Below are 16,629 nucleotides of genomic sequence, written 5' to 3'. Positions count from 1 at the left end.
GTGCCCGAGCCGCTGCCCGAGGAGAACGCCGAAGAACTGTACGACAGCGCCCCCTGCGGGTATCTCACGCTGTTGCCGGACGGCACCATCGTGCGCGTGAACCGCACGTTCCTGCGGTGGACCGGCTGGCGCCGCGACCAGCTGGCCGGCCGGCGCGTGCACGAGTTCTACGCCGCCGGGAGCCGGATCTGGCACGAGACGCACCTGGCGCCGCTGCTGCACCTGCAGGGCGAGGTCCGGGAGGCGGCGGCCGAGTTCCGCAAGGCCGACGGCTCCCGGCTCGACGCGTTCGTCAACGCGGTGCTGCGCGCGGGTCCGGCCGGCAGCCAGGCCCTCGTGCGGATGACGGTGTTCGACGCGAAGGAGCGCCGGATGTACGAGCGGCAGCTGCTCGAGGAGCGCCGCAGCGCCGAGCGCAACGCGACCCGGGTTCGGCTGCTGCAGGAGATGGTGGTGCGCTGCGCCGCGATCGGGCGGGCCGAGGAGATCGTCGCGCCGATCGTGCGGGTCGGCGACGAGGCGTTCGCAGCCTCGGCGACCCGCGTGTGGCTGCTCGACCCGGCGCAGGCCGCGCTGCGCCCGCTCGGCGTCGCCGACGAGCTCCTCTCGCTCGACGACCAGGCCCCGGAGGCGCGCGCCGCGGCCCTGCTCGACGTCGTCCGGCACGCCGAGGAGGACGGTGGCCTGCGCCTGGTCTCGCCCATGCTGGCGGATCAGCGGGTGCTGGGGGTGGTGTCGTTCGTGTTCGCGCCCGACCGGCCCGGCTCCGGCGAGCCGCAGCCCGCGCGCCCACAGGCGTTCGGCGAGGACGAGATCGAGCTCATGCGGACCGTCGGCCGGCAGGCCGGGCAGGCCCTCGAGCGCATCCGGCTGCTGGAGGAGACGACGCGCCGCGCGTGGCAGTCGGGCTTCCTGGCCCGGCTCAGCCGCGACCTCGCCGAGACCGTCGGCTTCACCGGGCGGGCGATGCGGCTCGTGGAGCTGCTCGTCCCCGACGTCGCCGGCTACGCCCAGATCGACCTCGACGCCGTCGCGCCGGCCGGGGAGCCGGCCTGGCGGGCGTCCGCGCCCGCGCGGCCGGGCGGGGGCTGGACGATCCCCAACGACGTGCTCGCCTCGGTGCACGCGGCCGGGCGGACGGGAGCGGCACCGGTGGCGGCCCCGCTGATCACCATCGACGGCGCGCGGGCGCTGGTGCTGCCGCTGCGGGCGCGCAACACGATGCTCGGCACGCTGCTGCTGGCCGGGGGCGAGGTGGCCGGGGCCGGGCACGTCGGGCCTGAGTTCCTCGCCGACCTCGCCGACCGGGCGGGGCTGTCGCTGGACAACGCGCGGCTGGCCGAGCGGGACCGCGAGGTGGCGCACACCCTGCAGCGCAGCATGCTCAGCGGCGACTGGCCGGCGGACCCGCGCTACCACGTGGTGACCGCGTACCGGCCGGCGGTGCACACGCTCGAGGTGGGCGGGGACTGGTACGACGTGTTCGCGACCTCGGCCGAGAGCGTCGGGATCGTCGTCGGCGACGTGGTGGGCCGGGGCCTGCACGCGGCCAGCGCGATGGGCCAGCTGCGCAGCGCCGTGCGCGCGCTCGCGACCGCGCACGACGGGCCGGCCGAGGTCCTGCGGCACATGGACGACTTCGTCTCGCACTTCGCGGCCGGGCAGATGACCACGCTCGCGTATGCCGAGCTGGCGCTGGACAGCGGGGTGCTGCGGTACGCGTGCGCCGGGCACCCGCCGCCGCTGCTCGTGGAGCCGGGCGGGGCGTCGAGCTTCCTGTGGGGCGCGCGCTCCGGGCCGCTCGGGGCCACCGCGGCGCGGCGGGCGCGCAGCGAGGCGATGCTGACCGTGCCCCGCGGCTCGCGGCTGGTGCTCTACACCGACGGGCTCGTCGAGCGCCGCGGCGAGCGCTTCCACCACGGCCTGGACCGGCTCGCGGCGGCGGCCGCCGAGCACTGGCAGACGCCGCTGGGCTCGCTCGCGACCGAGCTCAGCGACGCGATGCTGCCGGGCGGCGGCGGGCACGACGACATGTGCCTGCTGGCGCTGGACTACGCCGACGCGCCGCCGTTCCGGGTCGAGGTCCCGGCGCGCATGCAGGCCCTCGCCGGCTTCCGCGCGGCCCTCGACGCCTGGCTCGGCGAGCAGGGGGTCGGCGAGTACGACCGCTTCGGGGTGGTCCTGGCCACCGCGGAGGCGGTCGCGAACGCGATCGAGCACGGGTACGGCCACGACGACGCCCGCACCGTGGGGGTCCTCGCCCAGGTCGACGGAGACGCCGTCTCCCTGCGGGTGAGCGACACCGGCCAGTGGCGCCCGCCGCGCACCGCGCTGCGGCGGGGCCGGGGCCTGGCGCTGATCGGGCGCCTCATGGACGAGCTTGTGATCGACCGCGGTACCGGCGGTACCACGGTCCTGATGCGCCGCCGCGCGGCCGCCGAGGGGCGTTGAGATGAGCGGTGAGCGTCAGGTCCGGATGTACTCCACCGGCGGCTGCGAGGTCGTCGCGCTGCTCGGCGAGATCGACCACGCCACGGCGCCCCTCGTGGAGCGCGACGTGCTCGCGAGCGTGCGCGCCACGACCGGCGTGGTCGTCGACCTCACCGGGACCACCTTCCTCGACAGCGCGGGCCTGCTGTGCCTGGACCGGATGGTGACCGCCTTCGGCGACCGGGGCGCGCCGGTGCGCGTGGCCGCCCCGGCCGACGGCATGGTGCGGTTCACCCTCGACCTCATCGGCTTCCTGCCCGACCTGCTGACCGAGGACGTCGAGGCCGCCGTCGCCGCGATGACGCGGTAGCCGCGCGGAGCCGCGAGTCCCGTCACCGGCCGCTCGATGGTCGATCCGGGTGGGTCGTCGTTCGTGTCAGGGGCAGAATCCTGACGAGGCGAAGGGGTGGGACGCGATGCGGGTGCTCATGGACGGACTCGGGCTCGTGGAGTCGCCGCGCTGGCACGACGGGCGGCTGTACTGCTCGGACTGGACCGCCGGCGAGGTCATCGCGGTCGGCGGGGACGGCGCGAGCGAGGTCGTCGCCCGCGTGCCCTCGCTGCCGCTGTGCATCGCATGGCCGCCGGGCGGCGGGGGGCTGCTCATCGTCGACTCCGCCGGCGGCCGGCTCCTGCGCCGCGAGCCGGACGGTTCGCTCGTCCAGCACGCCGACCTGGGGCTGCGGGGCTGGAACGACATCGCGGCCGACCACCGGGGCAACGTGTTCGTCAACCGCGTCGACTTCGACGTGATGCGCGGGGCCGAGGCGAGGCCGGGGACGGTCTTCGTGGCCGCGGCGGACGGGTCGGTACGCCAGGAGGCCGACGACATCGCGTTCCCCAACGGCATGGCCGTCACCGCCGACGGCGCCACGCTCGTCGTCGCCGACTCGTACCGGCACCACCTGCTCGGCTTCGACATCGGCGCGGACGGCGGCCTGTCGAACCGCCGCGTCTGGGCCGATCTCGGCGACGGCGTCCCGGACGGCATCTGCCTCGACGCCGAGGGCGCCGCCTGGTATGCCGACGTGCCCCACCGCCGCTGCGTGCGCGTCGCCGAGGGCGGCCGGGTGCTGGCGAGCATCGAGCTCGACCGGGGCGCGTTCGCCTGCGCGCTCGGCGGATCGACGCTGTTCATCACCGCCGCGATCTGGAACGGCATGACCGAGGCCGAGATGGTGGTGCCCGGCAGCGGGCGGGTCCTCGCGGTGGAGGTCGGCGTCCCCGGCCTGTGAGGGTTGCTGCGCTGCCCGCGGGCGTGACCAGCGGACACCGCGCGGAGCTGGCTTTCATGACATCCAGGGCGGACAATTCCCTGCTGTGACGCAGAGACCGCCCGCCGTGCCCGGGGTCCCGGTGCTGGGCAACGCGCTGGCGATGATGGGCGACGTCCAGCGGTTCTTCGTGAACGCCTACCGCGACGTCGGCCCGGTCTTCCGCGTGCGGGCCCTGAACCAGGCCTTCGTCATCATGGCCGGCGCGGCCGCGAACCGGTTCCTGCTCGAGCGCGGCGAGGCGGTGTTCAGCAGCGAGGAGAGCTTCGGCGGCCTGAACCGCGAGTTCGGGATGCGGGTCCACGTGCTGCGCGGGCGCCCCCACCGGCACCTGCGCAAGCTGCTCGGCGCCGGGCTGTCGCGGGACCTGCTCGCCGCGCGCTGGGACGCCGTCACGGCCGAGACCGCGCGCATCCTCGACGGCTGGGCGGGGCGGCCCGCGCTGGGCGTGGTCGACGGGTGTCAGCGGCTCGCCGCGGCCCAGCTGTCGATCGCGTACACCGGGGCCAGCTCGGCCGCGCGGTTCGAGACGCTGCGCTCGGCCTTCGAGCTCGTCCTCGACGTCACCATCGCCGGGAAGTGGCCGGCCGCGACGCTGCGATGGCCCGCCTACCGCCGCGCCCGGGCCGAGATCCACCGCTTCGCCCGCGCGTCGCTGGCCGAGCGGGCCGCCGCGACGCGGGAGGGGCCGCGCGACCTGCTCGACCAGGCGCTCGACGCGGTCGACGAGCACGGCGAGCCGTACCCGCTCGACGTGCGGGCCGGCATGGCGCTGCAGGGCTACTTCGCGGGCGTCAACACGGTCGCGTACCTCTACAGCTTCATGATCGACGTCCTGCTCCGCGACCCCGGCGTGCTCGCCCGCGTCACCGCCGAGGTGGACGCCGTGCTGGGCTCCGGTCCGCTCACGTTCGAGCGGCTGCGCGGCCTGCCCGCGCTGCACGGCCTGGTGATGGAGACGCTGCGGGTCTACCCGCCGGCGCCGGGCTCCGCGCGCACGGCGGTCGAGGCGTTCGACTTCGAGGGCTGCCGAATCGAGCGCGGCGAGCGGGTGCTCGTCGCCACCTGCGTCCCGCACCAGCTCCCCGAGCACTTCCCCGACCCGGAGCGCTTCGACGTCGACCGGGACTTCACGGCCGCTCGGAAGGCGGCGGTGTACGCGCCCTTCTCCGTCGGCGGCCACACGTGCCTCGGCGCCGGGATGACCCAGGTGCTGGCCGTGGCCACGATCGCGATGCTGCTCCGCCGTCTGCGGCTCACGCCGGCGAGGCCGGGCCGCCCGCTGCGTATCACCGCGACGCCCGGCCCGAACCCCGGCAAGCGCTTCGCGATGTCGGCGGCCGCCCGGCGGGACTGATCGCGCCCGCGCGACCGGGCCGGGTCAGCGCGCCCGGGGCCAGAGGTCGTACGGGTTCCGGCCCGGCCGGAACCCGTGGGCCTCGGCCATCCGCGCCGCCGCCGCGAACCCGTGCCCGACGGCCGCCGGCAGATGGGCGTCGCTGCCGAACGACACGGCCTCCCCGCCCTCCTCGTGCCACCAGGTCAGCAGGGTCGGCCGCATCGGGAGCCGGGTGTTGATCTCCAACGCGCGGCCGGAACGCGCGGTCGCTCGCAGCACGGCCCGGAACTCCTCCTCGAACGCCGCCGGATCGAACGGCCCCGCGGCCTCGGCCGGCCAGAAGCGCGCCGCGTAGTCGACGTGCGCGAGGACGGTGAAGGCGGCGCTGCCGGTGACGAGCTCGACGATGCCGGCCAGGTACCGCCGCATGACCTCCGCCGCGGGGCGGTGCGGGTAGATGCCCCACGGCTCGGCGAACCCGTCGCCGTGCGGCAGGCAGTGCAGCGAGCCGAGCACCCGGTCGAACCGGCCGGCCCGCAGGACGTCCGCGCAGGCGGCGGCGTGCCAGTGCGGCTCACCCAGCTCCAGCCCGCTCATGATGCGCAGGTCCGGGAAGCGTTCGCGGCACCGCTCGATCGCCGCCAGGTATCCGGCGACGTCGAACGCGGGGGGCGTCAGGAGCCCGTCGGCCGCGGCCACGGCGGTGAGGTGCTCGTTGACGTAGGGGCCCTCGACGGCGACGGGCCAGACCGTGTGGTCGAGGTGCTCGGTGAAGGCGACCGCCGGCAGCCCGATCCGGATCGCCTCGCCGCACGTCCGTTCCATCGACGCCAGCGGGGCGTCCCAGGACCATTCGCTGTGCACGTGACTGTCGGCGGGCAGCACCAGGCCATGGTGCCATGCCGTCGCGGCGCACCCGTGCGCAGGAGCCGCGAGGTCGCGGTGCCCGTGATCCTGGACGGGCGCCCGGTTCAGATCCGGTAGATGGCGTACCAGCACAACGCCCCGGCCCCGCCGCTCACCACGAACGCGCCGAGCAGGACGGGCCACGAGCCCCGGAGCCGATGCCGGAGGGTGAGCCACAGCAGCACGCCGACCGGCAGCGCGACCCGCAGCACCTCACCGGCGACGACCCCGCGCACGAATTCGGCCTCCTGCGCGTCGGCGAGCCCCAGCAGCCGCCACGGCTCCACGGCCGCCACCGACTGCCACCCCTCGCCGGACAGCGCCCCGCACGCGACCCCGGCCGCCAGAGCCGCGGCATCGGTGCGCTCCGATCGCACCGCATGCCCGAGCAGCCCGAGCACCGGCCCGGCGACGAGCGACCCGAAGAGCCAGAGCGCGGTCATCTTCGCGACCGAGAGCAGCCCCATCATGTCCGCCGGGGACCCGTCCTCGAGGTAGCCGCCGCTCCACCGCCGGCTGACGAACACGATGAGCGCGTAGTACACGAGCGTCGCGACCACGAGGAGCACCGCGGCGCGGGCGATGGCCTGCCGGCGTACGGCCGCGAAACGCCCGACGAGGAAGGCCGCCAGCCCCCAGGAGAAGCCGCTGCTGGTGAGCGCGACGAGCACCTGCCCGGCCATCCCGCCGACGGCATCGGCTCCGAACGCGAGCAGCCCCAGCACCGCGCCCACGACCCCGACGAGCACCACCGCGCCAGACTAAGCAGCGCGCGCAACCACCGTCCGCCCCGAGACGTCCGGGTTCGGAGTCGCGCGGGCCGCCGCGGCCAGGCGGGGCCGCGATCAGCCGCTGGGTCTGACAACGGAGCGGCCCGTCCGTTTTGGCGGACTATAGGGCTTTGATAACCAAACCAAACGTATGAGTGGTTTTGGCAATATCAGCTCGGAAAACTACTTAACGTATTCGCATCGTCACAACAACGAGGGGGAATGTGAAGATGCGCAACGTTCAGCGAATGCTGACGCTGGCCGGCATGACCATGGCCGCGGCCGCGGTCGTGGGCATGGGGGCGTCGGCCGCGTCGGCCAGCACCGTCCAGGACGGCAAGGGCAACGTCGCCCAGCCCCGCCCGGGCGGCGACAACCACCCCGGCGGTGACAACCGCCACGGCGGCGACAACCGCCCCGGCGACCGCCGCGGCCCGGGCAGCGACGGCCGCTGGCACGGCTCGTGGGACGGCCACCGCGACAACCGCGACTGGGACCAGTCGTGGGTCGTGCGCACGTTCCAGAACAAGCGCGCCTGCACCGCCGCCGGCTGGGTCGGCGAGCGCGCCGGCATGTGGGACGACTCCGACTGCTACCGCGTCGGCCGCAGCAACAAGTACGTGCTCGTCGCCCACGAGTACAACAGCCGCCGGCACCACCACCGCTGACCCACCCACGCCGCCGTCGAGGCCCGTCGACGCGCGGCGGCACCGCAGCGGCCGGGACGCGAGCTTCGCGTCCCGGCCGTCGCGCGTTACGGTGGCGGCATGCCAGGCATGTGCCGCGTCGTCGGGGGCGGCGCGCAGCTCGTCGCGTGGCGGGCCGGGGTCGAGGCCCAGCAAGCCCCGAAGGCCGCGAAGGCCGCGACGTGATCCGCACCGTCGGGCACGGGGCACGCACCGCCGAGGAGCTCGTCGCGATCCTCACCGAGGCGCGCGTCGGCACGCTCGTCGACGTGCGGCGGTTTCCCGGATCCCGGCGGCACCCGCAGTTCGGGCGGGACGCGCTCGCCGGGGCGATCCGCGCGGCCGGGCTGGAGTACTCGTGGCAGGGCGAGACGCTCGGCGGGCACCGCACCGGCCGGACGGGCTCGCGGCACACCGCCGTGCCGAGTCCCGCCTTCGCCGGGTACGCCGACCACATGGACACCCCCGCGTTCCGGGACGCGATCGACGCGCTCATCGCCGCTCCGCAGGCGCAGGTCGTGATGTGCGCCGAGTCGGACTGGAGGCAGTGCCACCGGATGCTCATCGCCGACGCGCTCACCATCCGCGGCGCGCGGGTCGAGCACCTCGGCGCCGTCCGCGAACCGCACCGCCTCAGCCCCGGCGTCCGCCGCGGCGAGGACGGCTGGCCGGTGTACGACGCCCAGCCGCCGCTGCCCGGCCTGTGACGCGGACGCTGCCGGTCTCAGGAGGCGTGGGCGATCTGCGTGAGCGAGCGCCACAGCAGGGCCACGAACACCGCGGTGCCGGCGAAGGCGAACCAGAACGGCGCCGCGATGCCCAGCCGCGTCGCCAGCGCGCCGCCGATGACCGAGCCGATCACCAGGCTGCCGAAGATGGCCACCGTGTTCACGCTGTTCACGCGGCCCTGCAGATGTGACGGTACGGCGTGCTGGCGCACCGTCACCGAGGTCGTGCCCCAGATGAAGACGTGCACGCCGAAGACGAACAGGATCACGCCCGCGACCACGGCCGAGTGCGTCAGCGCCAGGCCGAGATGGGTGCACGCCTCGATGAGCAGGCCGGCCCGCATGATGTTGCCCAGGCTCACGTGCCGGGTCAGCCAGCCGTACATCGCGGTGCCGAGCAGCCCGCCCGCCGCCGACACCGTCGTCAGCACGCCGTAGCCGGCCGGGCCGAGGCCGAGCTGCTGGGCGCAGTACAGCACCAGCACCGACCAGGCCGCGCCGAACGCCAGGTTCACGACCAGGATCGTCAGCACGAGCGTGCGGACCGCCGGATGCGCGACGGTCCAGCGGAAGCCCTCCACCATGTCGCGCCGGATGCCGGCGGAGTCCCGGTCGGGTCTGGGCAGCGGCGGCAGGCGCATGCGCAGCAGCATGAGCACGCCCGCCACGATCAGCACGGCCTGGGCCAGCAGTGGCCAGGCCCGCCCGGCGGCGAACAGGGTCGCGCCCACCGAGGGGCCGACGAGCTGGTTCATGGTGATGTACCCGGTGGTGAGCCGGGCGTTCGCGGTGGCCAGGTCCTCGCGGGGCACGAGCATCGGCGCGAGCGTCTGCGTGGTGTTGTCGGCGAACACCTCGGCCGTGGCCAGCAGCGCCAGGCCCACGAGCGCGACCGCCACGGTGACGACGCCGGTGACGACGGTCGCGACCAGCCCGGCGAGCACCAGGATGCGCGAGGTGTGCGCGACGAGCACGATCCGCCGCCGGTCGACGCGGTCCGAGAGCACCCCGGCGTGCAGCCCGAACAGCAGCGGCGGCGCCCACCGCAGCAGTGCGGCGAGCGCCACCGGAAAGGGGTCGTCGGTCAGCGAGGCGACGAGCAGCGGACCGGCCGCGACCGCGATCCCGTCACCGAGGTTGGTCGACCAGGAGGCGCTCATCAACCAGCGGAACGGGATCGGCAGCACCCTGGGAGGCTACGCGAGCGGACCCGGCACGACCAGCCAGATTGCCAGCGCCACCGCCCCGGGACCTCCTCGACGGCCCGGCCGCGCGGCTCGGCCCCGGCAGCGGCCCGAGCCGGCGCGGTCAGTAGCGCACGGTGCTCTGCAGCAACGGCGGGTACACCTCGGAAGCCTCGCCGTCCACAGTGGACCCGGCGAACTGCAGCATCGCGCGCAGCGGGCCGTGCAGCGGGGCCGGGTAGTTCAGGTCCGGCGCCGACGCCGCGTCCAGGGCCGCGAGGTGCGTCGGCGTCAGGGTCACCTCCAGGGCGGCCAGGTTGTCGTCGAGGTGCTCCAGGCGGCGGGCCCCGACGATCGGCACGACCGTGCCCGGGCGGGAGCGCAGCCAGGCGAGGGAGACGGCCGCGGCCGACGTGCCGAGCTCGTCCGCGATCGCGTGCACCGCGTCGATCACCACGAAGTCGGCGTCCGTGGGCTGCCCGACGAACGCGGCGCGGGCCGAGTCGGTGACGCCGGCGCCGCGGCGGTACTTGCCCGACAGGAAGCCGTTGCGCAGCGGGCTCCACGGCACCAGCGACAGGCCCTGGTCCAGCGCGAACGGGGCCAGCTCGCCCTCGACCGTGCGGGCCAGCAGCGAGTACTCCACCTGCAGCGCGACCAGGGGTGTCCATCCGCGCAGCAGCGCCGTCGTCTGCGCCTGGGCCGTGAGCCAGGCGGGGGTGTTGGAGAAGCCGATGTACCGGATGCGGCCCTCCCGCACGAGGTCGTCCAGCGCGCGCATGGTCTCCTCGATCGGGGTGTTGCGGTCCCAGTTGTGCAGCCAGTAGAGGTCGAGGTGGTCGGTCTGCAGCCGGCGCAGGGTCTCGTGCAGCTGCAGGCGGATCGCGGAGCGCCCGGCGCCGCCCGCGTTCGGGTTGCCCGGGTGCATGTTCGCGAAGAACTTGGACGCGAGCACCACACGGTCGCGGGCGCCCGGCCGGGCCGCGAAGTAGTCGCCGAGAATCCGCTCCGAGTGGCCGTTGGTGTAGAAGTTCGCGGTGTCGACGAAGTTGCCGCCGCGCTCGAGGTACGCGGTCAGGATCTTCTCGGACTCCTCGACGCCGCAGCCGGCGGCGCCCGCGTCCTCGCCGAACGTCATCGCGCCGAGGGCGAGCGGGCTGACGCGCAGGCCGGACCGGCCGAGGGTGACGTAGTGGTCAAGTGTCATGGCTCAAGTCTCGGCGCGCGGGCGCTCGGGAGGTAGACCGATCCGCGCGACCTCTTGCACGATCCTGCCGAGTTCGGCAAGAGTGGGCAAGGTGCTGGAGGAGATGCGGCGACTGGTCGCCACCCACGCGCGGCCCGACCTGCGCACCCCGATCGACGGGCTGCTGCTGTCCAGAGTGGACGCCTCGCCGCCCGAGCACTCGCTGACCGAGCCGCTGCTCGTCATCATGGCGCAGGGCGGCAAGCGGGTGGTGCTCGGTTCGGAGGTGTTCGAGTACCGCGCCGGGCACATCCTCGTCGTCACCACCACGCTCCCGGTGAGCGGCCACTTCCTGCGCGCCACACCCGGACGGCCCGCGCTCGGGATGGGCCTCGTGCTGCGCCCGGAGGCGATCGCGCCGCTGCTGCTGCGCGCCTTGCACAAAACCGGCGCCACTCCCCCGGCGATGGCGACCGGCCCGGCCGGACCGGAGCTGCTCGACGCGGCCGTCAGGCTGCTGCGGCTGCTCGATCACCCCGCGGACGCGCCGGTGCTGGCCCCGCTCATCGAGCAGGAGATCCTGTGGCGCCTGCTGACCGGCCCGCACGGCGCCGTCGTGCGCGAGATCGGCCGGGCCGGCAGCGGCCTCGCCCACGTGGGGCGCGCGATCCGCTGGCTGCACGAGCACTACGCCGAGCCGATGCGCGTGGCCGACCTGGCCCGGCTGGCCGGGATGAGCCCGTCGGCGTTCCACCGGCAGTTCCGGGCCATCACGGCGATGAGCCCGCTGCAGTTCCAGAAGCGCGTCCGGCTGCAGGAGGCGCGGTCGCTGCTGACCGCCCGGGCCGGGGACGTCGCGGGGGTCGGGCATCTCGTGGGGTACGACAGCCCGTCGCAGTTCAGCCGGGAGTACCGCCGCCTGTTCGGCGCCCCGCCCGGCCAGGACGCCGAACGCCTGCGCGCGACCGCCCCCTCGCTGCCTTAGTCGTGGTCGCAGGCGCCGCGGCGCGGGCCCTCGCCGTGGCCGGAGCCACCGCGAGGCCCCGCGCCGCCCTCACCTCGTCACCACTCGTTCTTGTCTCCGTACACGCTGTCCTGATAGGCCTTCTGGTAGTCCTGGTCCTGGGCCCACTCGCTGTACGTCGGGGCGCTGCCCGGCGCCGACGATTCCTCCGACGCTGACTGGCTCGTGGTGTCCGCGGTGTCGTCGGCGTAACCGGAAGCGGTGTCGTCGGCGTAGCCGACCGGGAGACCGTCGGGGGTCACGACCCCGTCGGCCACACCGTCGCCGTCCTCGTCGTAGATCGCGATGTCGCTGGAGCCGTCGCCGTCCACGTCGGCAACCACCAGCGTGCTGCCGTCACTGTATTGGGTGACCTCGACGACGTCGTTCACACCGTCGCCGTCGACGTCGTACTCGTAAATTTCGCTCATGTGGCGGCACCGTAAGCCGTCGTGTCAACCGCGTCGCAGGCTTCCCGCGGTCGGTTCCGCCGCATCACGCGCCGTCGATGGACTTGGTCCCGGTATTCGCACGGTCGGCTCCCCGGAGACTTCCCCGGCTCGCCAGACGGGGGATTGACTATTTCGGGTACTGGCGAAATAGTGAGGTCGTGGATGTCGACGAGCTGTTGCGGGCCGTCGCGCATCCGGCGCGGCGTGAGATCCTGCGGCTGTGCGGCCCAGACCGCCAAACGGCGGGGTCACTCGCCGACGCCCTGGGCCTGGCCCCCGCGAGTACGTCCGAGCACCTCAAGGTGCTGCGCAAGGCCGGCCTCGTCGAGCTGGAGAAGCAGGGGACGTTCCGGTGGTACCGCACGAACCCGGCCCCCCTGCGCTGGCTCGCCCGCTACTTGACCGACTTTTCAGACATCGGAGGAATATCGCCATGAGCAGCCCGATCGTGCACATCGACATTTACGGCAGCGACGAGCCCGCCCAGCACCGCTTCTACGCCGAGTTGTTCGGCTGGCAGGTCGACGCGAAGGGCCCGGGCTACGCCCTGGTCCGCACGCCACCGGGCGGCCCGGACGGCGCCCTGGTCGAGTCCGGGAACGCGACCGGTGTCGTGTTCGGTGTCGCGGTCGACGACCTCGACGCGGCGCTCGAGCGCGCGGCCGCTCTCGGCGGCACCGTGGTCATGCCGCCGACCGACAACGGCTGGGTGGTCAAGGCCCAGATCACCGACCCGGCCGGCAACCGCGTGACACTCGTCCGATCAGCACCGACCGACGTGAGCTGACGCACCCACCTCGGCGGCCAGCGCCGCTGATCCTGCGCGTCGAACCCGTCGACGCCGAGACGCCCTGCATGGGCACGGCGAACCCTGGTACCACGTCCACGGCGTACAGCTGCACCGCGACGGCACCGTCCGCCGAGCCCGCGACGCCGTGTCGGGAACTCTCGGCCGCTCCGGCCCTGCGGCCGGTCCACCAGGACACCGGGAGGTTTTGCCGGAACGGCAAAGCGATTCGCCACGCCGGGCGGGTCCCGGTCATGGTGGGCGGCATGGACGCACAGGAGTGGGAGGAGCGGTACCGCGCGCAGGACCGGCTCTTCAGCGGCAACCCGAACGGCGTGCTCGTCACCGAGGCGGGCGCGCTGGAGCCGGGGCGCGCGCTCGACGTCGGCTGCGGCGAGGGCGGCGACGCGCTGTGGCTGGCGGACCGCGGGTGGCGGGTCACCGCCGTCGACATCGCCCCGACGGCCCTGCGGCGCGGCGCCGCGCTCGACCCCGGGGGCCGCGTGACGTGGACGGAGGCGGACCTGAACACGAGCCGGCCGGCGGCGGGCGCCTTCGACCTCGTGTCGGTGCAGTACTTCCCGCTGCGGCGCGAGGCCGGCGACGCCGCGCTGCACGGGCTGCTCGACGCCGTCGCGCCGGGCGGGTTGCTGCTCTACGTCGGGCACGAGGTCTCCGAGGTGCCGGCCGGCAGCGGGTTCCGGCCCGAGGACTACTACCACCCGGCCGACGTCGCCGCGCGACTCGGTCCACAGTGGACGATTCTGGCCGACGAGACGCGCCCGCGCACCGCCCCCGCGCCGCCCGGCACCCACCACCGCCACGACACCGTGCTGCTGGCCCGGTTCACTCCCGCGTCAGCAGCCACGTCGTGAGGATGAGCAGCGCGCAGCCCGCGGTGCCGACCGCGAAGCTCCGCTCCCACGAGACCAGCTCCAGCGACGCGCCCGCGTAGCCGGAGGCCCAGATGGCCGCGCACAGCACCACGGTGGCCGTCCGCAGCCGCTTCGCCAACGGCTCGGTCATGCCGGCAGACCATACACACGGTCCATGACGGTTTCGTGTCAGTGCTCAGCCCGGCACGGCCGGCACGGACATGAAAGATCGCCACGGTGCGGGCGATGGCGAACGCCACCGCCAAGGCCACGTCGGCCGGTCGTGCGATGGTCACGCGGGTGGCCAGCGACGTATCGGGCATGTCGCGGCGTTCGCGCAGATCATTCGCAGTTCCCCTCCGAGGCGAACCGAATTGTCATATTTTGTGGTAATGACGGGCTGAATCGTGGCTCGTCAGGTACCACGGGGGGATTTGTGCGAGTTCAACGCTCCAACCTGGCGTTGCTGGGGACGGCGGTACTCTGTGCGCTCGTCGCCGGCCCGGGCGTCGCGGCGCCCGCGGCCTTCGCCGCCGAGCACGCCGAGCAGCCGGCCAAGGCCGCTGCACACCAGAAGCGCCACCAACAACACCACCAGAAACAGCAGGACCAGACCAAGCACGACAAGGCCAAGCACGACAAGGCCAAGCACGACAAGGCTTCGGCCAAGAACAAGGCCGACACCACCGTCAAGAAGGCCGTCAAGAAGGCGGTCACGGCCGCGGCGGCGGAACCGGCACCGAGCCTCAGCGCGAGCCCGAGCCTCAGCGCCAGCCCGAGTGTCAGCGCCAGCCCGAGTGCGGGCGGCGGTGTGCAGAGCGTCAGCGGCATCTCGCTCGCGGCCGGCTACAGCACGGCCGGCGTCGACGTCGGCCAGACGCTCACGTGGTCCGTGACGCTGACCCTGAGCGACAGCGGGACCTACACCGGCGTCAACTTCACGCTGTACCTGCCCACCGGGGTCGTCGCCGAGGCGGCCACGGGCACGACCGACTGCGGCGCCACCCTGACCGCGAACGGCAGCGCGCTCATCGTCGCCGGCGCGTCGATGTCGGCCTCGCAGACGATGTGCGTCTACGACATGCCGGTGCACGCGACCCAGGCCGGCACCTACGCGGCCAGCACGGGCATCGCGAACAACACCCAGATCCCGAATTACGACTACACCGCCACGTTCACCGCGATCCCGGCCCCGACGCTCTCCGCCGACTTCTCGGCCGCGACCGTCGTGGCCGGCGGCGTGGCGAGCCTGGACCTCAAGCTGAACCGCACGGACACCGCCGCGAAGTCGGGCCTGGGGTACACCGTCGCCCTGCCGACCGGCGTGACCGTCGGATCCGGCGCGGCGACCAGCGACTGCGGGGGCACGCTCACCGCGGCCACCGGGCAGTCCACCGTCGAGCTGGCCGGCGCGACGCTCGCCACGAGCGTCGCGAGCTGCACGACCTCGGTCCCGCTCGCGTTCTCGGGCACGGGTGTGAAGACCATCACCGGGCAGACCGACGTCACCGGGCTCACCGGCCTCACCAACGGGGTCACGACGGCCTCCATCGAGGTGTACCCGGCCGTGCCCGACCCGCAGACGATCACCTTCGCGCAGCCGGCTGACGTGCCGTCGTCGACGAGCTGGATCAACGTCAACCCGACCTCGTCGGCGAGCCTGTACGTGACGGTCACCAGCAACACGACCGAGGTGTGCACCGCCGAGCCGGTCGAGACGTCGGGCCGGCAGGTGCAGATCCTCAAGCCCGGCGTCTGCTCGCTGACCGCCACCCAGACCGGCAACGGGTACTACGCCGCGGCCACCGCGGTGACCCGCACGTTCGCGGTGATCCCGCCGGCCCCGAGCGCGGTCACGGCGACCGCGAACGACTCCTCCATCACGGTGTCGTGGACGGCGGCGTCGCCGGCGGCGGGCATCACCGGCTACAAGGCGATCGCGAACCCGGGCCCGGCCACGTGCACGACGACCGGCGCGACCACCTGCGTGCTCGGGGCCCAGGCGGGCACCTCCTACACGGTCACCGTCGTCGCGCTCGCCGGCGAGGTGGAGTCGGCCGCGGCCGGCCCGTCCGCCGCGGTGGCCGCGCCCGCGCCCGTCGCGCCCGCGACGCCGCCGTCGACGAACCTGACCCTCACCACGGACAAGGGGCAGATCAGCACCACGGTCCCCGGTGCGGACATCACGTTCATCGGCAGCGGGTTCGCGCCCTACTCGACGGTGGTCATCACGATGTACTCGGCGCCGCGCACGCTCGGCACCGCGGTCACCGACGGCACGGGCTCGTTCAGCAAGCTGATCACCATCCCGGCGGACCTCGCCGCGGGGGCGCACACGGCCCTCGCCCAGGGCGCGGCCCCCGACGGGACGACCCGCTCGATGGCGCTGGCCCTGACCGTGGCGGAGCGCGCCGCGGGCTCGGGCACGCTGCCGGTCACCGGCACGCTGCCGGTCACCGGCGCGGGCATCATGCTGCAGCTGCTCATCGGCTGCGCGCTGGCCATGACGGGCACCGGCCTGCTGTGGGCCGGCCGCGTCCGCCGGGTCTGACGCATCGCGGAGGGGCCGCCGGGGCGATCCCGGCGGCCCCTTTCGCCGCCCGATGCGCGCCGGCGCCGCGCCGGGCGCCGCGGCCCGGCCGCGGGGCGGAATCCCGGCCCGGCCGGGCGCGAACACCGCACCTTGCAACCGACGCGCGTTACGGTGAGGGCATGCAACAGCCGACACCCGACTGCCTCACGGTCGACGTCGAACCGCTCGTCGAGATCGTCCGGGCCCACCTGCGGCTGACCGAGGCGCTGCTGGACTGCGCGGTGCGCAGCGGCTGGTCGCCCCTGCAGGCCGCCGGGGTGCGGGCCGGGCTCGACCAGTGCGGGGCGCAGCTGAACGCGATCCAGCACAACCTGGCCACCGACGCCGACGCCTAGGACCGCGAGCCGGCAGGGTCG

18 protein-coding genes are annotated in these 16,629 nt (G+C 74.1%); 12 read left to right on the top strand and 6 right to left on the bottom strand.

All coding sequences use genetic code 11. The annotated features are described in order from the left end of the window. From ACQP2P_RS13935 to ACQP2P_RS13920, 4 genes are all read left to right on the top strand, one after another. Entirely contained in the window at nt 1-2,451 is a 2,451-nt protein-coding gene (locus tag ACQP2P_RS13935; protein WP_433616184.1) for a SpoIIE family protein phosphatase, read from the top strand. A gap of 1 nt (nt 2,452) precedes the next feature. Beyond that, nucleotides 2,453-2,800 (top strand): STAS domain-containing protein, encoded by a 348-nt coding sequence (locus ACQP2P_RS13930; RefSeq protein WP_433616182.1) that lies wholly within the window; start codon nt 2,453-2,455, stop codon nt 2,798-2,800. Between the two features lie 106 nt (nt 2,801-2,906). Continuing rightward, entirely contained in the window at nt 2,907-3,725 is an 819-nt protein-coding gene (locus tag ACQP2P_RS13925; RefSeq protein ID WP_433616180.1) for an SMP-30/gluconolactonase/LRE family protein, read from the top strand. An 85-nt stretch (nt 3,726-3,810) separates the two neighbouring features. Further along, nucleotides 3,811-5,121, top strand: a complete 1,311-nt coding sequence (locus ACQP2P_RS13920) for a cytochrome P450 (protein ID WP_433616178.1) — start codon at nt 3,811-3,813, stop codon at nt 5,119-5,121. A 24-nt stretch (nt 5,122-5,145) separates the two neighbouring features. On the opposite strand, the gene ACQP2P_RS13915 is transcribed toward ACQP2P_RS13920, so the two are convergent. After that, nucleotides 5,146-5,988, bottom strand: coding sequence for a PHP domain-containing protein (locus tag ACQP2P_RS13915; RefSeq protein ID WP_433616176.1), 843 nt, complete (start codon nt 5,986-5,988; stop codon nt 5,146-5,148). 86 nt (nt 5,989-6,074) lie between these two features. Continuing rightward, on the bottom strand, nt 6,075-6,761 hold the full coding sequence (locus ACQP2P_RS13910) for a hypothetical protein (protein WP_433616174.1): 687 nt from the start codon (nt 6,759-6,761) through the stop codon (nt 6,075-6,077). A gap of 266 nt (nt 6,762-7,027) precedes the next feature. On the opposite strand from ACQP2P_RS13910, the gene ACQP2P_RS13905 reads away from it, so the two are divergent. Together ACQP2P_RS13905 and ACQP2P_RS13900 are read left to right on the top strand one after the other, a co-directional pair. Next, nucleotides 7,028-7,447 carry a hypothetical protein gene (locus tag ACQP2P_RS13905; RefSeq protein ID WP_433616172.1) on the top strand — a complete coding sequence of 140 codons (420 nt, stop codon included), beginning with the start codon at nt 7,028-7,030 and terminating at the stop codon, nt 7,445-7,447. Nucleotides 7,448-7,647: 200 nt separating this feature from the next. Next, a complete protein-coding gene (locus tag ACQP2P_RS13900) occupies nt 7,648-8,172 on the top strand; it encodes a DUF488 domain-containing protein (protein ID WP_433616170.1) in 525 nt (174 codons plus the stop codon). 17 nt (nt 8,173-8,189) lie between these two features. Here ACQP2P_RS13900 and ACQP2P_RS13895 read toward each other — a convergent pair whose 3' ends face one another. Beyond that, nucleotides 8,190-9,353 carry an MFS transporter gene (locus ACQP2P_RS13895; RefSeq protein ID WP_433619135.1) on the bottom strand — a complete coding sequence of 388 codons (1,164 nt, stop codon included), beginning with the start codon at nt 9,351-9,353 and terminating at the stop codon, nt 8,190-8,192. A 148-nt stretch (nt 9,354-9,501) separates the two neighbouring features. After that, complete coding sequence (locus ACQP2P_RS13890) at nt 9,502-10,584, bottom strand: aldo/keto reductase (protein WP_433616168.1); 1,083 nt, start codon at nt 10,582-10,584, stop codon at nt 9,502-9,504. A gap of 103 nt (nt 10,585-10,687) precedes the next feature. Here ACQP2P_RS13890 and ACQP2P_RS13885 point away from each other — a divergent pair, with 103 nt between their 5' ends. Next, nucleotides 10,688-11,548 (top strand): AraC family transcriptional regulator N-terminal domain-containing protein, encoded by an 861-nt coding sequence (locus ACQP2P_RS13885; RefSeq protein ID WP_433616167.1) that lies wholly within the window; start codon nt 10,688-10,690, stop codon nt 11,546-11,548. A gap of 77 nt (nt 11,549-11,625) precedes the next feature. Here the strand turns inward: ACQP2P_RS13885 and ACQP2P_RS13880 are convergent, their stop codons facing one another. Beyond that, on the bottom strand, nt 11,626-11,997 hold the full coding sequence (locus ACQP2P_RS13880; protein WP_433616165.1) for a hypothetical protein: 372 nt from the start codon (nt 11,995-11,997) through the stop codon (nt 11,626-11,628). Between the two features lie 179 nt (nt 11,998-12,176). Here ACQP2P_RS13880 and ACQP2P_RS13875 point away from each other — a divergent pair, with 179 nt between their 5' ends. From ACQP2P_RS13875 to ACQP2P_RS13865, 3 genes are all read left to right on the top strand, one after another. Then, nucleotides 12,177-12,455, top strand: coding sequence for an ArsR/SmtB family transcription factor (locus tag ACQP2P_RS13875; protein ID WP_433616163.1), 279 nt, complete (start codon nt 12,177-12,179; stop codon nt 12,453-12,455). Beyond that, nucleotides 12,452-12,805, top strand: coding sequence for a VOC family protein (locus ACQP2P_RS13870; RefSeq protein ID WP_433616161.1), 354 nt, complete (start codon nt 12,452-12,454; stop codon nt 12,803-12,805). Before ACQP2P_RS13875 ends, ACQP2P_RS13870 begins: the two co-directional genes overlap by 4 nt. A gap of 266 nt (nt 12,806-13,071) precedes the next feature. After that, nucleotides 13,072-13,680, top strand: coding sequence for a class I SAM-dependent methyltransferase (locus ACQP2P_RS13865; RefSeq protein ID WP_433616160.1), 609 nt, complete (start codon nt 13,072-13,074; stop codon nt 13,678-13,680). Here the strand turns inward: ACQP2P_RS13865 and ACQP2P_RS13860 are convergent. Continuing rightward, the gene (locus ACQP2P_RS13860; RefSeq protein WP_433616158.1) at nt 13,652-13,831 is read right to left on the bottom strand and encodes a hypothetical protein; all 180 of its coding nucleotides are present in this window, start codon (nt 13,829-13,831) and stop codon (nt 13,652-13,654) included. The two genes, ACQP2P_RS13865 and ACQP2P_RS13860, sit on opposite strands and share 29 nt — an antisense overlap. A gap of 285 nt (nt 13,832-14,116) precedes the next feature. Here ACQP2P_RS13860 and ACQP2P_RS13855 point away from each other — a divergent pair, with 285 nt between their 5' ends. Continuing rightward, nucleotides 14,117-16,231, top strand: a complete 2,115-nt coding sequence (locus tag ACQP2P_RS13855; RefSeq protein ID WP_433616156.1) for a fibronectin type III domain-containing protein — start codon at nt 14,117-14,119, stop codon at nt 16,229-16,231. 161 nt (nt 16,232-16,392) lie between these two features. Beyond that, nucleotides 16,393-16,608: a hypothetical protein gene (locus ACQP2P_RS13850; protein WP_433616154.1), complete on the top strand. Its 216-nt coding sequence runs from the start codon at nt 16,393-16,395 to the stop codon at nt 16,606-16,608. Nucleotides 16,609-16,629: the final 21 nt, after the last annotated feature.

It is taken from the genome of Dactylosporangium sp. CA-139114 (genome assembly GCF_050955725.1).
Lineage (GTDB): Bacteria > Actinomycetota > Actinomycetes > Mycobacteriales > Micromonosporaceae > Dactylosporangium.
This window is presented reverse-complemented; position numbering and strand designations above follow the sequence as displayed.